This window comes from Streptomyces sp. NPDC024555 (assembly GCF_055559335.1).
Genome location: NZ_JBVHKV010000021.1, coordinates 48,845 through 66,376 on the forward strand (window position 1 = coordinate 48,845; position 17,532 = coordinate 66,376).

Annotated in this window: 8 protein-coding genes; 2 read left to right on the plus strand and 6 right to left on the minus strand. The window is 75.1% G+C overall.

The features are described 5' to 3' along the window. Nucleotides 1–98 precede the first annotated feature (98 nt). Complete coding sequence (lysA, locus tag ACZ4FH_RS30235; RefSeq protein WP_467308889.1) at nucleotides 99–1,445, minus strand: diaminopimelate decarboxylase; 1,347 nt, start codon at nucleotides 1,443–1,445, stop codon at nucleotides 99–101. 18 nt (nucleotides 1,446–1,463) lie between these two features. After that, complete coding sequence (locus tag ACZ4FH_RS30240; RefSeq protein WP_467308891.1) at nucleotides 1,464–1,850, minus strand: SAV_915 family protein; 387 nt, start codon at nucleotides 1,848–1,850, stop codon at nucleotides 1,464–1,466. 207 nt (nucleotides 1,851–2,057) lie between these two features. Between ACZ4FH_RS30240 and argB the strand changes: the two genes are divergently transcribed. Beyond that, the gene (argB, locus tag ACZ4FH_RS30245; protein ID WP_467308893.1) at nucleotides 2,058–2,912 is read left to right on the plus strand and encodes an acetylglutamate kinase; all 855 of its coding nucleotides are present in this window, start codon (nucleotides 2,058–2,060) and stop codon (nucleotides 2,910–2,912) included. Between the two features lie 9 nt (nucleotides 2,913–2,921). On the opposite strand, the gene ACZ4FH_RS30250 is transcribed toward argB, so the two are convergent. Together ACZ4FH_RS30250 and ACZ4FH_RS30255 are read right to left on the minus strand one after the other, a co-directional pair. Then, nucleotides 2,922–3,416 (minus strand): GNAT family N-acetyltransferase, encoded by a 495-nt coding sequence (locus ACZ4FH_RS30250; RefSeq protein ID WP_467308896.1) that lies wholly within the window; start codon nucleotides 3,414–3,416, stop codon nucleotides 2,922–2,924. 2 nt (nucleotides 3,417–3,418) lie between these two features. Then, on the minus strand, nucleotides 3,419–3,631 hold the full coding sequence (locus ACZ4FH_RS30255; protein ID WP_383634269.1) for an MbtH family protein: 213 nt from the start codon (nucleotides 3,629–3,631) through the stop codon (nucleotides 3,419–3,421). 135 nt (nucleotides 3,632–3,766) lie between these two features. Here ACZ4FH_RS30255 and ACZ4FH_RS30260 point away from each other — a divergent pair, with 135 nt between their 5' ends. Continuing rightward, nucleotides 3,767–4,858: an alpha/beta hydrolase-fold protein gene (locus ACZ4FH_RS30260; RefSeq protein ID WP_467308898.1), complete on the plus strand. Its 1,092-nt coding sequence runs from the start codon at nucleotides 3,767–3,769 to the stop codon at nucleotides 4,856–4,858. Nucleotides 4,859–4,898: 40 nt separating this feature from the next. Here ACZ4FH_RS30260 and ACZ4FH_RS30265 read toward each other — a convergent pair whose 3' ends face one another. Together ACZ4FH_RS30265 and ACZ4FH_RS30270 are read right to left on the minus strand one after the other, a co-directional pair. Then, nucleotides 4,899–6,599 (minus strand): ABC transporter ATP-binding protein, encoded by a 1,701-nt coding sequence (locus ACZ4FH_RS30265; RefSeq protein WP_467308900.1) that lies wholly within the window; start codon nucleotides 6,597–6,599, stop codon nucleotides 4,899–4,901. After that, a complete protein-coding gene (locus ACZ4FH_RS30270) occupies nucleotides 6,586–17,523 on the minus strand; it encodes an amino acid adenylation domain-containing protein (RefSeq protein WP_467308902.1) in 10,938 nt (3,645 codons plus the stop codon). Before ACZ4FH_RS30270 ends, ACZ4FH_RS30265 begins: the two co-directional genes overlap by 14 nt. Nucleotides 17,524–17,532 lie beyond the last annotated feature (9 nt).

Sequence of the window (17,532 nt, forward strand, 5' to 3'; positions counted from 1 at the left end):
GGCAGGGGGGTCGTCTCCACTCAAACCCGAGGTCCATGCCTCCGCAAACGGAGTGGAACCGTCGCCCGGGACCGTGCGGCGGCCCCGGGCGACGGCCCTCAGAGTCCGATGTCGCGGCTGGTCAGATCGGCCAGGGACTCCCGGCGCACCAGCAGCCGGGCCCGGCCGTCGCGGACGGCGACGACGGGCGGGCGGCCCACGGCGTTGTACGTGGAGGCCATGGACAGCTGGTAGGCCCCCGCCACCGGTACGGCGATCAGGTCCCCGGGGCGCACGTCCGCCGGCAGCTCCGCATCGACGGCCAGGACGTCGCCCGCCTCGCAGTGCCGTCCGACGACGGTCACCGCGCACGGGCCGGCGGTGGAGCGGCGGCCTATGAGCCGGGGCGCGTAGCGCACCCCGTACAGCGCCGGGCGGGGGTTGTCGCTCATCCCGCCGTCCACGGCCACGAAGACGCGTGGGCCGCTCCGCTTGACGGCGAGGACGCGGTAGACGGCGACGCCCGCGGGGCCGACCAGGGCGCGGCCCGGTTCGACGGTGAGCCGGGGGACGGGCAGTCCGGCGGCGGCGCACTCCTCGGACAGCGCGGCACGCATCCGGGCGCCCAGGTCCCGGATGTCCTGGGCGGGTTCGCCGGGGCGGTGGGCGACGGCGTGGCCGCCGCCCATGTCGAGTTCGGGCAGGACGGTCCCGTGCCGGTCCCGGATCAGGGCCAGGACGCCGACGGCCCGGCGCAGTGCGGTGAGGTAGGGCGCGGTGCCGGGGATCTGCGAGCCGATGTGGCAGTGCAGTCCGGTCAGTTCGAGCCGGGTCTGGCCGAGGACGCGGGAGACGGCGTGCAGGGCGCTGCCGTCGGTGAGGGAGAGGCCGAACTTCTGGCCGTCCGTTCCGGTGCGGACGGCCGCGTGGCCGCCGGCCTCGACGCCGGGGACGACGCGGAGGAGCACCTTCTGCCGGTCGCCGTGCGGGACGAGCGCGGCGAGGCGGGCGATCTCCCCCGCGCTGTCGATGACGATGCGGCCCACGCGCAGCCGCAGGGCGGTGGCCAGGTCCTCGGGGGTCTTGGCGTTGCCGTGCAGAAGGACGCGGTCGGGCGGGAAGCCGGCGGTGACGGCGAGTTCCAGCTCTCCGGCGGAGCAGACGTCGAGGCCGAGTCCCTCGTCGCGGATCCAGTGCACGAGGGCGCGGCACAGGAAGGCCTTCGCGGCGTAGGCCACCTCGGCGCCGGGGAAGGCCTCGCGGTAGGCGCGGCAGCGGCGGCGCACCTCGTCCTCGTCGAGGAGGTAGAGGGGGGTGCCGAAGCGTTCGGCGGTGCGGGCGAGCGACACCCCGGCGACGGCGACGTCCCCGTGGCCGGTGACGCGGGCGGAGGCGGGCCAGACGGAGAGTCCGGCCGGGGTGCGGGTACGGGCCGCCGTGGCGGTCCCCGTGGGTCCTGGGGTCATGGCGGGCTCCTCGGCGGGTCAGACGGTCGGCGCGGACGCGAGGGGCGGGGCGGCGGGGACCCGGACGGACGCGGGGCCGTGGGGGCCCCGGGCCGGGCGGCCGGCCGGTGTCCCGGCGGGGGCGGGGGCGGCCAGGGGCGGGTCGACGACGAGGCCGATGCCGTCGAGCGGTGCGAGGAGGGAGCGGAGGGCAGCCTCGGAGAGCCGGGTCCAGTCCTGCCGCCGGCCCAGGGTCCGGGTGAGGCGCGGTGCGCTGGTGAAGGCGACGGCGGTGCGCGCGCCCAGCGGGGTGCGGAACAGGCGGACGCGGTCGGCCGGGTGTCCGTGCCGGACCGGAACGTACAGCGCTCCGGTCCGGCCGGTTCGCAGCGGGTCGGGGTCCTCGGCCTGCGGGTGGTCGTTCATGGCTCTCCTCGGGGGCTCGCGCCGGCCCGGTCGGCCGGACGCTCCGTTCCGACGCTAGATCGCCGTGGGGCCGGCGGGTGTCCCGTTGACGTTGCCCTGATCCGTAACGGCCGCTCCCTGACGTGGGTTTGACGTGGCCTGATCCATCTCACCCCTCTGCAAACTTAGGTTAGGCTCAGCTAACTTACCGAACCAAGGGAGTGGACCATGGAACCGGCCGGTGCGCACCACCGTGTGATCGTCGTCAAGTTCGGCGGCAACGCGATGGTCGACGCGAGTCTGCAACGGCAGTTCGCCCGGGACGTCGTGGAGCTGTGGCGCGGCGGACTGCGCCCGGTCGTCGTGCACGGCGGCGGCCCGCAGATCAGCGCGATGCTGGACCGCCTCGGGCTGGAGTCGCGGTTCGAGGCGGGGCTGCGGGTGACCACCCGGGAGACGATGGACGTGGTCCGCATGGTGCTGTCCGGGCGCATCCAGCGGGAGCTGGTCGGGGAGATCAACGCCCACGGCCCGTTCGCCGTGGGGCTGACGGGCGAGGACGCGCACACCATGACGGCCGTGCGGCGCACGGCCGGGCCGGACGGCCGGCCCGTGGACATCGGGCTCGTCGGGGATGTCGTGGACGTCAGCCCCGGCATGGTGCGGGGGCTTCTGGACCGGGGCCACATCCCCGTGGTCTCCCCCGTGGCCCGGGGCGAGGACGGGCGGGTCTACAACGTCAACGCCGATCTCGCCGCCTCGGCGCTGGCCGTGGCGCTGCGGGCCGAACGGCTGGTCGTGCTGACCGACGTCCCGGGCCTGTACGCGGACTGGCCGCACAGCACCGAGGTGATCGGGCGGCTGACGGCGGACGCGCTGGACGGGATGCTGCCCGGACTGGCGAGCGGAATGCTGCCGAAGATGGAGGGCTGCCTGAGGGCGGTGCGCGGCGGGGTCGGCCGGGCCAGGGTGGTCGACGGCCGGGTGGAGCACGCGCTGCTGCGGGCCGTCGCGGACGAGGAGGGCCACGGCACCACCGTGGTCCCCGGCAGTGCCGCCCCCTCCCCCGCCCTCACCGCGTAACACCCGTACTCAGAGGGCCCGTCGGAGAATCCGGGCGCCGCGCCGGGGGTCCAGTTCGCGCACCCAGGCACGCGGCGCCCGGTCCGGTTCGGCGGTGGTGAATCCGTACCGGCCGAACAGCCGGCCGTCCCCGGTCGTGGCGGTGAACAGGGCGGTCAGCGACCGGGAGCGCGCCCGGTCCAGGACGGAGCGCAGCAGCGCGCCGCCCAGGCCGCCCCCCTGCCGCCCGGCGGCGACGCAGAAGTTGTACAGGACACCGGCGCTCCCCTCGGCGCCGTCGGCGCCGGCCGGGTACACCCGCAGGCCGACACAGCCGTCGAAACCGCCGCCCGGCCCGCGCACCACCAGGAAGTCGGCGGCGCGCGCCGCGTACAGGGAGACCGGGCGTTCGCGCAGGGCCCCGGTGCGCACGAACGGCCGCGACAGCGCGGCGAGTCGGGCGGCGTCGCGCGGGCCGGCGGGCCGCACGACGGGGGGCGGGGCGAGGGCCGGGGCGAGGCTCAAGGTCAGCGCTCCGCGGGCGTCACGAGCGAACGGGGCCGCAGATCCGTCCAGTTGGCCTCGACGTACTCCACGCAGGCCGCGCGGGTGTTCTCGGGGAAGGCGACCGTCCAGCCGCCCGGCACCTGCGCGAAGGACGGCCACAGCGAGTGCTGGCCCTCGTCGTTGACCAGGACCAGGAACCGGCCGTCGGGATCGTCGAACGGATTGGTGCTCATGCGGAAGTGCCTCCTCGGAACGGACAGGGAGGTCAAACTTAGGTTAGGCTCCCCTTAATTGAGAGGAGCTTAGCTCTTTCTCTTTCCCTTCCACAAGGAGACAGCGATGCCCCCGGAAACCGAACGGCTCCGGCCGTGACCACCGCAGCGGACTCCCCCTTCGCCGCGTTCGGCCTGCCCGGCGTCCCGGGCTCCGACGCCTTCTGGGCGACGGCGCGCACGCCCGCGTACGCCCCGTCCGACGACAGCTGGACCGCCCTGTTCCTGTGGCGCGGCCCGGCGCCCGCGGCCCTCTGCTTCGAGGGCGTGTCCGAGCCGCTGCCGCTGCGCCGCCGGGGCGGAACGGACTGCTGGTACGCGGAGGTGGACCGGCCCCGACGGCTCTGGTCCACCTACTGGTTCCTCGTGGACGGCGACGCGTACGCCGACCCGCTCAACCCGGTCGGGGCCGGTCCGGACCGTTCGCTCACCGCGACCCCGGACACCCCGCCCGCACCGCACTGGCCGCTCCTGGGCGCCGACGACGTGCTGCCCGTGCCGCTCACCCGGCTGCGCTGGAACAGTGCGCGGCTGGGCGGACGGCGCACCGTGCGCGTCCATCCGGTGGCCGGCGGCGGGCCGGTGGTGCTGCTGCTCGACGGGGACGACTGGCTCCATCTCCATCCGGCGACGGCCGCGTTCGACGCGGCGGCCGAGGACGGGGCGGTGCCGCCCGTCACGCTCGTCTTCCTGCCCGCGAAGGACCGGGCCGCCGAGTTCACCTGCCGGCCCGCGCTGTGGGAGGCCGTCCGCGACGAACTGCTGCCGCTGGTGGCCGGATCGGGCGTGGTCGCGGACACCGGCCGGATGGTGGTGGCCGGACAGAGCCTGGGCGGGCTCTCGGCGCTGTACGCGGCGCTGGAGTTCCCCGGCCTCGTCTCGCGCGTCGCCTGCCAGTCGGGGTCCTTCTGGTGGGGGCCCGGGGTCGTGGACCTGGCCGATCCGCTCGGCGGGCCGGCGGGCGGCGCGCTCGCCGCGCGGCTGCGGGAGCGCCCCGCCCTGTCCGGGCTGCGGATCGCCTTCGACGTGGGCGAGCACGAGGAGCGGATGCTGCCGCACTGCGCCCCGGTGGAGGCGCTGACCGAGGAGGCGGGCGCCACCGTCCGCGTCTCCCGGTCCCCGTCCGGTCACGACCGCGCGGGCTGGCGGCACGCCCTGCTCCGGGACGTCGCCTGGGCCCTCGGCTGAACCCCGTGGCCGGGGAGTCGGACGGCTCCCCGGCCACGGTTCAGCGGGCGACCGCCCGGCAGTACGCCTCGTCGCGGGCCAGGAGGTTGCGGTGGGTGTCCTCCGCCGCGACGACGCCGTCGTCCAGGACGAGCACCCGGTCGGCGGCGTCCAGCACCGCCGGGCTGCTGGTGAGCACGACGGTGGTGCGGCCCCGGCGCAGCGTCGCCAGATTGCGCGCGATGAGCTGCTCGGTGACCGCGTCCACCGCGGTGGTCGGATCGTGCAGCACCAGGATCTCGGCGTCGGCGGCGAGCGCGCGGGCCAGCGAGAGGCGCTGGCGCTGGCCCCCGGAGAGGTTGGCGCCCCGGTCGCGCACGGCGTGGTCCAGCCCCTCGCGGTGCAGGGCCACCACATCGGTGAGCATCGACGCCTCCACGGCCTCCGCCACGTTCCGCGCGGTGCCCGAGGGGTCGATGTTGCTGCGCAGGGTTCCCGCGAAGATCTCCGCGTCGTACGGGTTCACCAGCAGGTGCCCGCGGACCGCCTCGACCGACAGCTCCGCGAGCGGCACCCCGCCCAGGCGCACCTGGCCCTCGTAGGCCGCGGGGGGCACGTTCAGGGCCAGCACCGCCACGAGGTCGGCGGCCGCGCGCGGCCGGTAGGCGGTGATCGCCACGAACTCGCCGTCCGCGACCCGCAGTTCCAGCCCGCTCAGCTCCCCGTGGCGGACCCCGTGGAGTTCCAGGTCCCCGCCGGGCGGCGGACCGGGCCGCTCCGGTGCGGCGAGCGGCGGTGCGCCCAGCACCAGGGCCATCCGTTCGGCGGAGGCGCGGGCCATCATCACGTACTTGGGCATCTCCGAGAACATCTTCAGCGGTTCCATGATGAACTGCGCGAGGCCCACGGCCATGACGAGTTCCCCGATGGTGATCCGCCCCTCGAAGGCCAGCCAGCCGGCCGTCAGTGTCACGGCGGCGGCGAGGACCGCGTTGAGGGCGAGGGCTACGCCCGCGTAGGCCCCGTTGATCCGGGCGACCGTGATCGCCTGCCGCTTCGCCTCCGTACTGACCTCGCGGTACGAGACGTACGCGGCGTGGTTGCCGCCGAAGCCGTGCAGCGGGCGCAGTCCGGTGATGAGGTCGGCGACCTTGGCTCCGGCGCGGGCGACCCGGGCCTGCTGCTCCTGGGTGCTCGCGCCGATCCGGCGGGACATCACGCTGAGGATCGACAGGATGACGACGGTCCCCACGATCACCAGCAGGCCGAGGACGGGGTGCGCGAGTCCCAGCGCGACCGCCGCGACGAGCACCGCGACCAGGGAGCTGATCAGCAGCGGCACCACCTCGATGATGTCGGCGGTCGAGTCCGCGTCCTCGGTGGCGATGGTCAGCACCTCGCCGGACTTCAGACCGCCGTCCCGGCCCACGGGCTGCAGTCCGCAGGAGGCGACCTGGACGCGCCAGCGGTGCGCCTCGGTCGTGTTGGCCTTCTGGAGCACCCGCATGCCGAACCGCCAGGACAGCGACACCGTCGTGATGATGACGGCCAGCGCCCCGATCGCGAGCCCCAGCGAGCCGGCGCTCCGCTCGCGCAGGGTGTGCTCGACGATCAGGCCGAGGGCGATGGGGAACGCCGTCTCGCCCGCCTGGTAGAGCCCCATCAGGACGGTGCCCCGGGCCATGGCGCCGATGTTGCGGCGCAGCGCGGTCCGCAGGATGGCGGCGCCCGGGGCGGTCCGCCGCTTCTCAGGAGTGTGCATCGAGGTGACCGGCAATCGCTTCGGGGGTTCGCAGGGTGAGCAGTTCGCGGATCGTGATCACCGGACCGTACTCCCGGCGCAGCAGTCCGACCAGCCGGACGGCGACCATGGAGTGTCCGCCGAGGGCGACGAAGTCGCTGACCGCGCCGACCTCGTCGTCGTCCAGGTCCAGCGCCTCGGCGAAGAACGCGCAGACCTCGGTCTCGGTGCCGGGGCGCGGCGCCCGGTCGGCGGTGCCGGTCAGGACGCCCAGGGGCCGGGCCGGCGGGAGGGCCTTGGTGTCGGCCTTGCCGTTGACGGTCAGCGGGATCCGGTCGACCCGCGCGTAGTGGGTGGGGCGCAGGAAGTCGGGGAGCGTGGTGCCCACCTCGTGCGCCACGTCGGCCAGTTCCGCGCCGTCGAGCACCAGATAGGCGGCGAGCAGGTACGTCCCCTCGGTCGTGGGGTCGGGCTGGGCGACGGCGGCGGCGAAGCGGACCGCCGGGTGCGCGGCGAACGCGGCCTCCACCTCGCCGGGCTCCACCCGGTGGCCCCGGATCTTGACCTGCTGGTCGGTGCGGCCCAGGTAGCTGAGATTGCCGTCGGGGCGCCGGACGACCAGGTCGCCGGTGCGGTACATCCGGGTGCCGGGCGCGGCGAACGGGCAGGCGACGAAGCGTTCGGCCGTGAGCCCCGGCTGTCCGAGGTAGCCGCGGGCGATGCCCACGCCGGACACGTACAGCTCGCCCGGGGCCCCGTCCGGCAGCGGGCGCAGCCACGGATCGAGCACGTACACCTCCGTGTTGTCGATGGGTACGCCGACCACCGGGTCGGGGCACTCGAAGGTGCCCACGCCGAGGGTGTTGATGGTGTACTCGGTCGGCCCGTAGAGGTTGTAGCCGACCGTGCCCCGCGTGGTGGCGAGCCGCTGCCAGAGGGACGGGGTGACGGCCTCGCCGCCCAGCAGCACCAGGGCGGGCCGCCGCTCCGGGTCGTCGAGCAGTCCCTCCGCGACCAGCTGGCCGGCGTAGGTCGGGGTGACGTTGACGACGTCGATGCCGTGCTCGCGGCAGTAGGCGACCAGCCGGGGCGCGTCGCGGCGCAGTTCCTCGTCGCAGATGTGCACCTCGTGGCCGTCGGCCAGCCAGAGCAGTTCCTCCCAGGACATGTCGAAGGCGAACGACACGGTGTGCGCGATGCGGAAGGTGCGGTGGCCGTGCTCGGCCAGGACCGGCTCGAAGATGCGCCGCTGATGGTTGATCAGCATGTTGGTGAGTCCGGCGTACTCGGTCACGACCCCCTTGGGCCGGCCCGTCGAGCCCGAGGTGAAGATCGTGTACGCGGGGTGGCGCAGCCGGTCCGGGTCGTCGGGGTCGAAGGTGCGCAGCGGCTCGGCGGGCGGCAGCGGGCGGTCCAGTTCGATGAGGTCGCCGGTCAGCCGGGGGGCGACCGCGCTCACCGTGAGGATCGTGTCGGGGCGGGCCTCGTCGAGGATCGCGGCGATCCGCTCGTCCGGGTGGTCGAGTTCGAGGGGGACGTAGGCGGCGCCGGTCCGCAGGACGGCGAAGAGCGCCACGAGGGAGTCGAGGGAGCGCGGGACGGCGAGGGCGACGGTCCGCTCGGGTCCGATGCCGCGGGCGGCGAGCACGCCCGCGAGGGCCCGGCTGCGGTCGCGGAGTCCGCCGAAGGTGAGGGTCGCGCCGTGGGCGACCAGGGCGGTCCGCTCCGGGTCCCGGTCGGCGGCCGTGTCGAAGCGGTCGACGACGGTGTCCGTGCCGATGTCCGTGGCGTCGGCGGGCCCGTCGGTGGTGCCGAGTCCGGGCAGGGCGCCGAGCGGTCCGGTGGAGGACGCCAGGTCCTCCAGGACGCGCAGATAGCCGTCGAGCAGGTGCCGGGCCCGCTCCGGGTCGTCCTCGCGGTGCTCCAGCTTGACGGTGAGCCGTTCGCCGGGGGTGACGACCCAGGTGAAGGGGTAGTGCGTCGAGTCGTCGGCCCGTACGGAGGTGATGCCGTGGCGGGCGTTCATCGCGGCGAGCGCGTCGAGGTCCAGGAAGTTCTGGAGCACGAACAGGTTGTCGAACAGGGTGTCGTGCCCGGCGGCCCGCTGGATCTCGCCGAGCCCCAGGTGCTCGTGGTCCATCGCCGCGGTCCGGCTCTCCTGGATGTCCGTCAGGTACTCCCGGACGGTGGCCTCGGGCCGGGCGCGGGTCCACATCGGCACGGTGTTGAGGAGGACGCCGACGATGTCGGAGAGCCCCTCGCCGTCGCGCCCGGAGACGGTCACGCCGAACACCGCGTCGCCGCGCCCGGTGTGCGCGCCGAGCAGCAGGCCGAACGCGCCGGTCAGCACCGTGTTCAGGGTGACGCCGTGGGCCCTGGCGGCGCTGCGCAGCCGGTCGGAGAGTGCGGCGGACAGGGTGCGGACGAGCGGGACGGGCAGGGTGTCGGTGAGGACGGGCCGGGCCCCGGCGAGCAGGGTGGGCCCGGTGAGCGGGACGAGGTGCTCGGCCCAGAAGCGTTCGGCGCCGGACGGGTCCCGGCCGGCGAGCTCCCGGACGTGGTCCTCGAAGCCGGGCCGGGCCGGGGCCGTGTCGAGCGGTTCGCCCGCCAGGACGCGGCGGTAGGCCTCGAAGAGGTCGCGCAGCAGGATCTCCCGCGACCAGCCGTCCCACAGGAGCAGGTGGTAGCTCAGCAGCAGGGTGTCGCACCCGCCGGGCAGCCGCAGCACGGTGAGCCGGACCAGGGGCGGGCGTGCGGTGTCGAAACCGGAGGTGCGGTCCTCGGCGCACAGGGCGTCCGCCTCGGCCTCCCCGGCCACCTCGACGACGTGCACGGGAACGCGCCGCCCCGCCCGGAGGAGCTGTACGGGGTTGCCGTCGTCGTCGGTGGTGAATCCGGCGCCGACGCCGGGGTGCCGGGCGATCACGGCCGCCATGGCCTCGGCGAGCGCGTCGGGGTCCAGGCGCCGGTCGAAGGCGAAGCGGCTCTGGGCCACGTAGTGTCCGGCGGTGTCCGCGTCCGCCAGCTGGGCCTGGAAGTACAGGCCGCGCTGGAGCGGGCCGACCGGCGCGGTGCGCTCGGCCGTCGCGGCGGCGTCCGCGATCTCCTCCAGCGCGGTCCGCCAGTGCGCGGCCGGATCGCCGGGAAGGGTGTCGGCCACGAGGAAGGTGGCGTGCAGCCGTCCGGTGGTGTCGTCGGTCCAGGCGTTGACCTCGACGGCGTACGGCGCGCCCTCGTCCGCGCCGGTGATCGCGGGCGCCCGGGACTCGCCGCCCCGTCCGAGGTAGTTGAAGAGCACCTGCGGGCGGGCGGTCAGCAGCGGGGCCGTCTGCGGGTTCAGGTAGCGCAGTCCGCCGTACGCGAGGTGGCCGTCCTCGTCGGGCTGGCGGGCGGCCAGTTCGCGGGCGGCCTCGACCGGGTCGGTGTGCGCGGTGAGCCGGACCGGGGCGATCGCGGTGAACCAGCCGATCGTGCGGCTGTAGTCGTGGTCGTCCGCGACGGGGACCCGGCCGTGCCGCTCCAGGTCGATCGCGAGATCGGTGGGGGTCGGCTGGATCCGGGTCAGGGCGGTGCGCAGGGCGCCGCAGAGCAGTTCGGTCGGGCCGAGGCCCAGCGCGGCCGGCGCGGTGCGCGTCACGCGGTCGCTGGTCTCCGGGTCGAGGACCACGGCGGTCTCGCGCAGCCCGGTCACGGCGGGCAGCAGCGGGGGCGCGGCGAGCACGGTCGCCCACGGGGCCGGGTCCCCGCCCGCCGTCGCGGCCCGGGTGGCCAGCGCCTCGGCGTACTCGGCGTAGGACGTGGTGGGCGGCGCGAGCGGCTCCCCGCGCAGGGCGGTGTCCAGGTCGTCCAGGAGGATCAGCCAGGAGACCGCGTCCACGGCGAGGTGGTGCGCGGTGACGACCAGGGTCCGGCTCGCGGCGATCCAGGAGAACGCGACGGTCTCACCGCGCTCCGGGTCGAGCCGCCCGGCGGCCTCGTTCGCGGCGGCGGTGACAGCCGCCCCGTCGGGGTCCGTGGAGGTGGTGTCGTCCGTGCCCGGCCGCGCGACGGTGACCGGGCGGGGGGCCTCGGTCCGCAGCGACCAGACGCCGTGGCGGACGTCCAGGACGAGCCGGAGCATCGGATGGGCGGCCACGACCGTGGTCACGGCGCGCTCGATGTCCGCGAGGGCGACGCCCTCGGGGACGGTCAGCGCGCGGGCCTGGGCGAACCGGGCCAGGGAGCCGCCGAGTTCGCGCCGGCGCAGCACGACCGGGGTCGGGACGACCGGTCCGTCCGCGCGGCGTTGCGGGGCGGCGGGGGCGGGCCCCGGTGTCCGCTCGGCCAGATGGGCGGCGAGCGCGCGGGGGGTCTTGTGGAGGAAGACGTCCCGGGGCGCGATGGCCAGGCCGAGGGCGCGGGCCCGGTTGATCACGGTGATGGCGAGGATGCTGTCGCCGCCGGCCGCGAAGAAGTCGGTGTCGGCGTCCACGTCGGCGTCCGGCAGCCCGGCGGCGAAGACCGCGGTGAGGGCGTCGAGCGCGCCGCCGTCCGGGGCGGCGGGCGTGCCGGGGCCCGTGGTGGCCGGGTCATCGTCGCGGGCGGCGGCCTCGGCCAGCGCCCTGCGGTCCAGCTTGCCGTTGACGGTCAGCGGCAGCGCGTCGACCCCGCGCGTGCGGCCGGGCAGCATGTGCGCGGGCAGCGTGGCGGCCAGCAGGGCCGTGAGGCCGTCCGGCACCCGGCCGACGACGTGCGCGACGAGGTGGTCGCCCTCGTCCGCCACGGTGACGGCCGCGTCGGTGACGCCGTCGAGCGCCCTGAGCGCGGACTCGACCTCGCCGAGTTCGATCCGGAAGCCCTTGAGCTGCACCTGGTCGTCGGCGCGTCCGGCGAACTCCAGCTCGCCGGCCAGGGTGCGGCGCGCCAGATCGCCCGTGTGGTACATCCGGGAGCCGTCGGCGGCGAACGGGTCGGCGACGAAGCGGCCCGCGGTCAGCCCGGTCCGTCCCAGATAGCCCAGCGCCACCTGGTCGCCCGCGACATAGATCGCGCCCACCCGGCCGGGCGGGACGGGCCGCAGCCGTTCGTCCAGCAGATGGGTCGTCAGACCGGGGACCGGTCCCCCGATGGGGCTGACGTCGGCGGTGAGGTCGTCGTCGCCGAGCACCCGGTGGGTGACGTGGACGGTGGTCTCCGTGATGCCGTACATGTTGACGAGCTCGGGCCGTGCCGTGCCGTACCGCTCGGTCCAGCCGCGCAGCCGGGCCGGGTCCAGGGCCTCGCCGCCGAAGACGATCCGGCGCAGCGAGGTGACGGGCTCCTCCGCGTGCCGGTCGGCCTCGATGAACCGGTAGAAGGCCGAGGGGGTCTGGTTGAGCACGGTCACCCCGCGCTCGCGGACCAGCCGGTGGAAGTCCACCGGGGAGCGCGTCAGGGCGTAGTCCGGCACCAGCAGCTCGCCGCCGTGGACGAGCGCGCCCCACAGCTCCCAGACCGCGAAGTCGAAGGAGTACGAGTGGAACTGGACCCAGACGTCGTCCGGGCCGAAGCCCATCGCCGGCCGGGTGTGCGTGAGGAGCGCCACCACGGCGGAGTGCGGGACGGCGACGCCCTTGGGGCGGCCGGTGGAGCCCGAGGTGTAGATGATGTACGCCGGGTCCCCGGGTCCGGGCCGTGCGGCGGCCGGAGCGGGGGCCTCGGCGGCCCGCCCCTCCTCGCCCAGCACGAGGACCCGGGCCGGGGAGCCGGCCCTCTCCAGGAGGCGGGTGAAGCGCTCGCGCTGCGCGCGGTCGACCAGGACGGCCTCGGGGGCGGCGTCCTCAAGGACGTACGCGAGGCGTTCGTCGGGGTAGGCCAGGTCGAGCGGTACGTACGCGCCGCCGGCCGAGACGACGGCGACGAGGGCGACGACCTGGTCGACGGAGCGGTCCACGGCGACGGCGACGCGGGCGCCGGGCGCCACACCGGCCGCGCGCAGGGTGTCCGCCAACACGTCCTTGGCCGCGGCGAGTTCGCCGTAGGTGAGGGAGCGGGTGGAGCCCTCCAGGGCGCACTGGGTGACGGCGACGGCGGCGGGGTCGCGCCGCGCGGCGGTGTCGAAGAGGGCGTCCAGGGTGGTCGGGGCGAAGGGCTCGGGGCGGCGGACGTCGTCGGCCGCGATCTCCGCGACCGGGGTGTCCGGCCGGGTGAGCAGCGCGGTGAGGGTGCGCAGGAAGCGGTCGAGGAGCGCGGTGGCGCCCTCGGTGCGCAGGAGCGCGCCGTCGTGGATGAGGTTGAAGCGGGGCCCGCCCTCGGGGTCGCGTTCCACGACGAGGGTCAACGGGTAGTGCGGGGCGCCCTCGTTGACGAGACGGGTGATCGCGAGCGTGTCGCCGGGGCGGCGCAGTGCCTCGATGTCCGTGGCGACGTCGAACACCACCAGGGTGTCGAAGCGGGCGCCGGTGCGGCGGCCGAGGGCGGCGGGTGAGACGTGCTGGTGGGGCAGGACGGCGCTCTGGTGCGCGCGCACGGCGGCGAGGAGGTCCGCGGCGGTCGTGGTGGCGGTCCACCGGGCGCGGACCGGGATGGTGTTGATGAACAGGCCGACCATGTCCGCGATGCCGGGGACATCGGCGTCGCGGCCGGAGACGGTGGAGCCGAGGACGACGTCCCGGGCGTGCAGGAGGGAGCCGAGCGTCACGGCCCAGGCGCTGTGCACGGCGACGCTCAGGGGCACCCCGGCCGCGCGGGCGGCCGCGTCGATGTCGGCGTCCGGGACGCGGACGCAGTCGGCGAAGCGGTCGGAGGGGGTGTGCCCCTCGGCGACGAGCGAGGGGCCGGGCAGGCCGGCCAGTTCCTCGTCCCAGACGCGGTCGGCCGCCGCGTCGTCGTGGGCGGCGAGCGCGTGCACGTAGTCGGCGAAGCCTCCGGTGCGGTACTCGCCGCCCGGCCGGTGGTACTCGGCCAGCAGGGTGCGCAGCATCGGCGGGACCGACCAGCCGTCGGCGACGATGTGGTGCACGGTCTGGACGAGGACGGTGCGGCCGGGTCCGCCGCGGACCAGGGTGTAGCGCATCAGCGGTCCGGTGGCCAGGTCGAATCCGGCGCGGCGGTCCGCCTCGGCGAGGGCGGCGGTCTCGGCGTCGGTGATGCCGGGGCGCTCCAGCACGGTGAAGGGAGCCTCGACGCCGCTCTCCAGGACGGAGACGACGCGGCCGTCGGCGAGGGCGACGAACCGTGCGGCGAGGTTGGGGTAGAGCGCGAGGAGCCGGGTGGCGGCCGCCGCGAGCCGGCCGGCGTCCACCTCCCCCTCCAGGGTGAGCAGTTGCTGTTCGACGTAGCTGCCGGCCGAGTCGTCGTCGTAGACGGAGTGGAAGTACAGACCCTCCTGGAGCGGGGTCAGCGGCAGGATGTCGCGCAGGGCGGGGCCGTCGAGCGCGTCGACGTCCTCCTGGGTGAGCGGGAGCGCCGGGAAGTCACCGGGTGAGTGGCCGCCTTCTTCGAGGGCGGCGAGGCCCGTCAGGGCCGTGCGCAGATGGCCGGCGATCGTGGTGATGTCGTCGTCGGTGAAGACGCCGTCGGGCCAGGTGATCGTGGTGACGAGGGCGTATCCGTCGCCGCCGTCGCGGGCCGGTTCGGCGATGAGGTTGAACTCCAGGGCGCGCGGCAGGCGCATGCCGGGGTCGCGCTTCTCGCCGAGCTGTCCGGTGGCGGTGGCGAGCTGCCAGTCCCCGGCGGTGCCGGAGTCGAAGCGGCCGAGGTAGTTGAAGAGGACCTGCGGGGCGGGGGCGTCGAACGGGGTGTCGTGGAGATGGCGCAGCGCGCCGTAGGAGAGTCCGTTGGCGGGGACCCGGGCCAGGGCGTCCTTGACGGCCTTGAGGGCGGCGGTGAGGTAGCCGGGCGCGGTGAGGTCGGCGGCGGTGCCGGGGTCGACGGTCACCGGGAACAGGGTGGTGAACCAGCCCACGGTGCGTGAGAGGTCGGGTTCGGGGCCGGTGACGAAGCGTCCTTCGCGGCCGTGGCCCTCCAGTTCGATGTGGGCGAAGGTCTGGTCCTGGCCGAGGTCGCGGCGCCACCGGGCCAGGGCCACGGCGAGGGCGGTGAGCAGGACGTCGTTGACGCCGGCGTGGAAGCGGGCGGGGACGTCGCCGAGGAGCGCGGCGGTGGTTCCGGGGCCGAGGGTGAGGGTGCGGGCGCGTTCGCGGGCGACGGTGTCGGACGCGGTGAGGGCGCGCCGGCCGAGCGGCTGGTCGGTGCCGGGCAGCGGGCGGTCCCAGTGGGCGCGGTCGGTGTCGAAGGCGGTGTGTTCCAGCAGTTCGGTCCAGCGCCGGAACGAGGTGCCCGCCGCGGTGTCGTCCACGGGTTCGCCGGCGGTGTACCGGCGCCACCCGGCGGTCAGGTCGTCCATGAGGATCCGCCAGGACACGCCGTCGACGACGGTGTGGTGGACGACGATCACCAGTTGCCGGTCCCCGGGCCGCCAGACGGCGCGCAGCATCACGCCGCGGTCGGGGGCGAGCGCGCGGGTGGCGAGGTCGACGCAGGCGTCGAGGGGCAGGTCGCTGCGCTCCCAGCCGGCGGCGGCCCCGTCCGCCTCCGGTATCTCGAAGCCCCAGTGGTCGCCGCGCACCAGCCGGGCGCGGAGCACGGCGTGGCGGCGCACCAGCGCGGTGAGGAGCGTGTCGAGGGCGTCGTCGGTCAGCCCGGCCGGGGTGTTCAGGACGACCGACTGCACGAAGCCGTCGACGGCGTCGGTGGTGGTGCCGAGCCAGCGCACGATGGGCGAGCCGGTGACGGCGCCGGTCGCCACGTCGTCGTCGGCCGCGGCGGCCGGTTCCTCGCGGCTCGCCACGGCGGCGAGCGCGCCGACGACGCTGTGGGTGAAGATCTGCCGTGCCGTCACATGGAGGCCCGCCTCGCGCAGGGCGCTGAGCAGGGAGATCGCGAGGATGCTGTCGCCGCCGAGCCGGAAGAAGTCCTGGTCCGCGCCGACCTCGTCGAGGCGGAGCACGGTGGCGACGGCGGCGCAGACGAGCCGTTCGTTCTCGGTGGCGGGGGCGAGGACCGGGCCGGTCGTGACCACGGGGTCGGGCAGGGCCGCGCGGTCGGTCTTGCCGTTGGCGGTGAGGGGGAACGCGGTGAGGACGACCAGATGGGCGGGGACCATGTAGGCGACCATGTGGTCCTCGGCCCAGGCCTTGACGTCGTCGGCGGCCAGTTCCTCGTGCCCGGCGGCGGGGATCACATAGCCGACGAGGTAGCTGCCGCCCGCGGTGTTCTTCCGGGCGACGACGCAGCTGTGCCGTACGCCGGGGTGTTCGGCGAGGCCCGCCTCGACGTCCTCCAGTTCCAGGCGCATGCCGCGGATCTTGACCTGGTTGTCGGCGCGGCCGAGGAAGTCGAGCGTGCCGTCGGGGGCGTAGCGGGCGAGGTCGCCGGTCCGGTAGAGGCGTGAGCCGTCGGTGGCGAAGGGGTTGGCGACGAAGCGGGAGGCGGTCAGCGCGGGCGCGTTGACGTAGCCGCGGCCCAGGAGGAAGCCGCCGACGTAGAGTTCGCCGCCGACTCCGGTGGGGACGGGGCGCAGTTCGTCGTCGAGGACGTAGAGCCGGGTGTTGGGGTTGGCCCGGCCGATCGAGGTCGACAGGCGTTCGGCGGCGCCCCGGTAGATGACGTGGGAGACCCCGATCGTCGTCTCGGCGGGGCCGTAGCCGTGGTACATCGGGATGTCCAGGCGGGTGCGGAAGCGCTCGTACAGCTCGGGGGTCAGCACCTCTCCCCCGCACCACACGTGCCGCAGGCTGTCCAGCCGGCCGGAGTCGCCGGCGATCTCCAGCAGGACGTCCAGCATGGAGGAGACGAGATAGGTGAAGGTGACGCGCTGGGCGGCGATGACGCCGAGGAGGTGGTGCGGGTCGCGTTCGCCGTCGGGGCGCAGGACGACCACCCGGCCGCCGCTCACCAGCGGGAGGAAGATCTCGTTGATGGAGATGTCGAACGAGAGCGGCGCCTTGAACAGCGAGGCGTCGTCGTGCCCGAAGCCCAGGATCTCGTTCACCTGCCACAGCAGGCGTTCGCTGATGGCCTCGTGACGGATCATCGCGCCCTTGGGACGGCCGGTGGATCCGGAGGTGAAGATGACGTACGCGAGGGCGGGGCCGGGGATCGTGACGGCGGGTGCCTCGGTGGGGCGGTCGGTGAAGCCCCAGTCGCCGAGGTCGACGGCGAGGGCCGGCGGTTCGTCCGGGTCGTGGACACCGGAGTCGTTCAGCTGGAGCACGACGCGGGCGTCCTCGACGACGACGGCCCGGCGAGCGGCCGGCCACCGCGGGTCGAGCGGGACGAAGGCGCAGCCGGCCTGGAGCACGCCGAGCAGGGCGACGACCATGTCGGCCGAGCGGTCCAGGGAGATGCCCACCACCTGTTCGGCCGTCAGTCCGCGGTCGCGCAGCGCGTGGGCCAGCTGCGCCGACCTCTCCGCGGCCTGACGGTAGGTCAGGGTCCGGTGCTCGTCGACGATCGCGACGGCGTCGGGCCGCTCCCGGGCCCGGTCGCGGAACATCTCGACGAGGGTGGGCCGTTCGCGGTCGGCGTCGGTGTCGTTCCACGCGGCGAGCGCGGCGAGGCGTTCGGCGTGCCCGAAGGGGCCGACGGTGCCGAGCGGCCGGTCGGGGAAGTCCGCGAGGTCGTCGAGCGCGCGCTGCGCCTCGGACAGGTCGACCCCCTCCGGGACGGCGACGGTCCGGGCCCGCGGGTCGGCCTCCCAGCCGACGGGCGCCCGGCCGCCGTTGCCGGCCCAGCCGACGACGTCGGCGAACAGGGTGGCGGGGGTGAGGTCGATGCCCTCGGGGCCGCGGCCGGTCGCCCAGTGGGCCAGGGCGATGGCACAGGCCTCGGTCAGGGCCCGGTCCGTGTGCTCCCCGGTCCGGCGGCGCAGGCCCGCCAGCCGGGGGTCGGAGAGCCGTACGAGACGAGCGACCGGTTCCATCATCGAAAGACT

Coding starts and splice junctions, on each gene's coding strand:
- ACZ4FH_RS30255 (WP_383634269.1), bottom strand. CDS start 3,631: ATGAGCACCAATCCGTTCGACGATCCCGACGGCCGGTTCCTGGTCCTG.
- ACZ4FH_RS30270 (WP_467308902.1), bottom strand. CDS start 17,523: ATGATGGAACCGGTCGCTCGTCTCGTACGGCTCTCCGACCCCCGGCTG.
- ACZ4FH_RS30240 (WP_467308891.1), bottom strand. CDS start 1,850: ATGAACGACCACCCGCAGGCCGAGGACCCCGACCCGCTGCGAACCGGC.
- argB (WP_467308893.1), top strand. CDS start 2,058: ATGGAACCGGCCGGTGCGCACCACCGTGTGATCGTCGTCAAGTTCGGC.
- ACZ4FH_RS30265 (WP_467308900.1), bottom strand. CDS start 6,599: ATGCACACTCCTGAGAAGCGGCGGACCGCCCCGGGCGCCGCCATCCTG.
- lysA (WP_467308889.1), bottom strand. CDS start 1,445: ATGACCCCAGGACCCACGGGGACCGCCACGGCGGCCCGTACCCGCACC.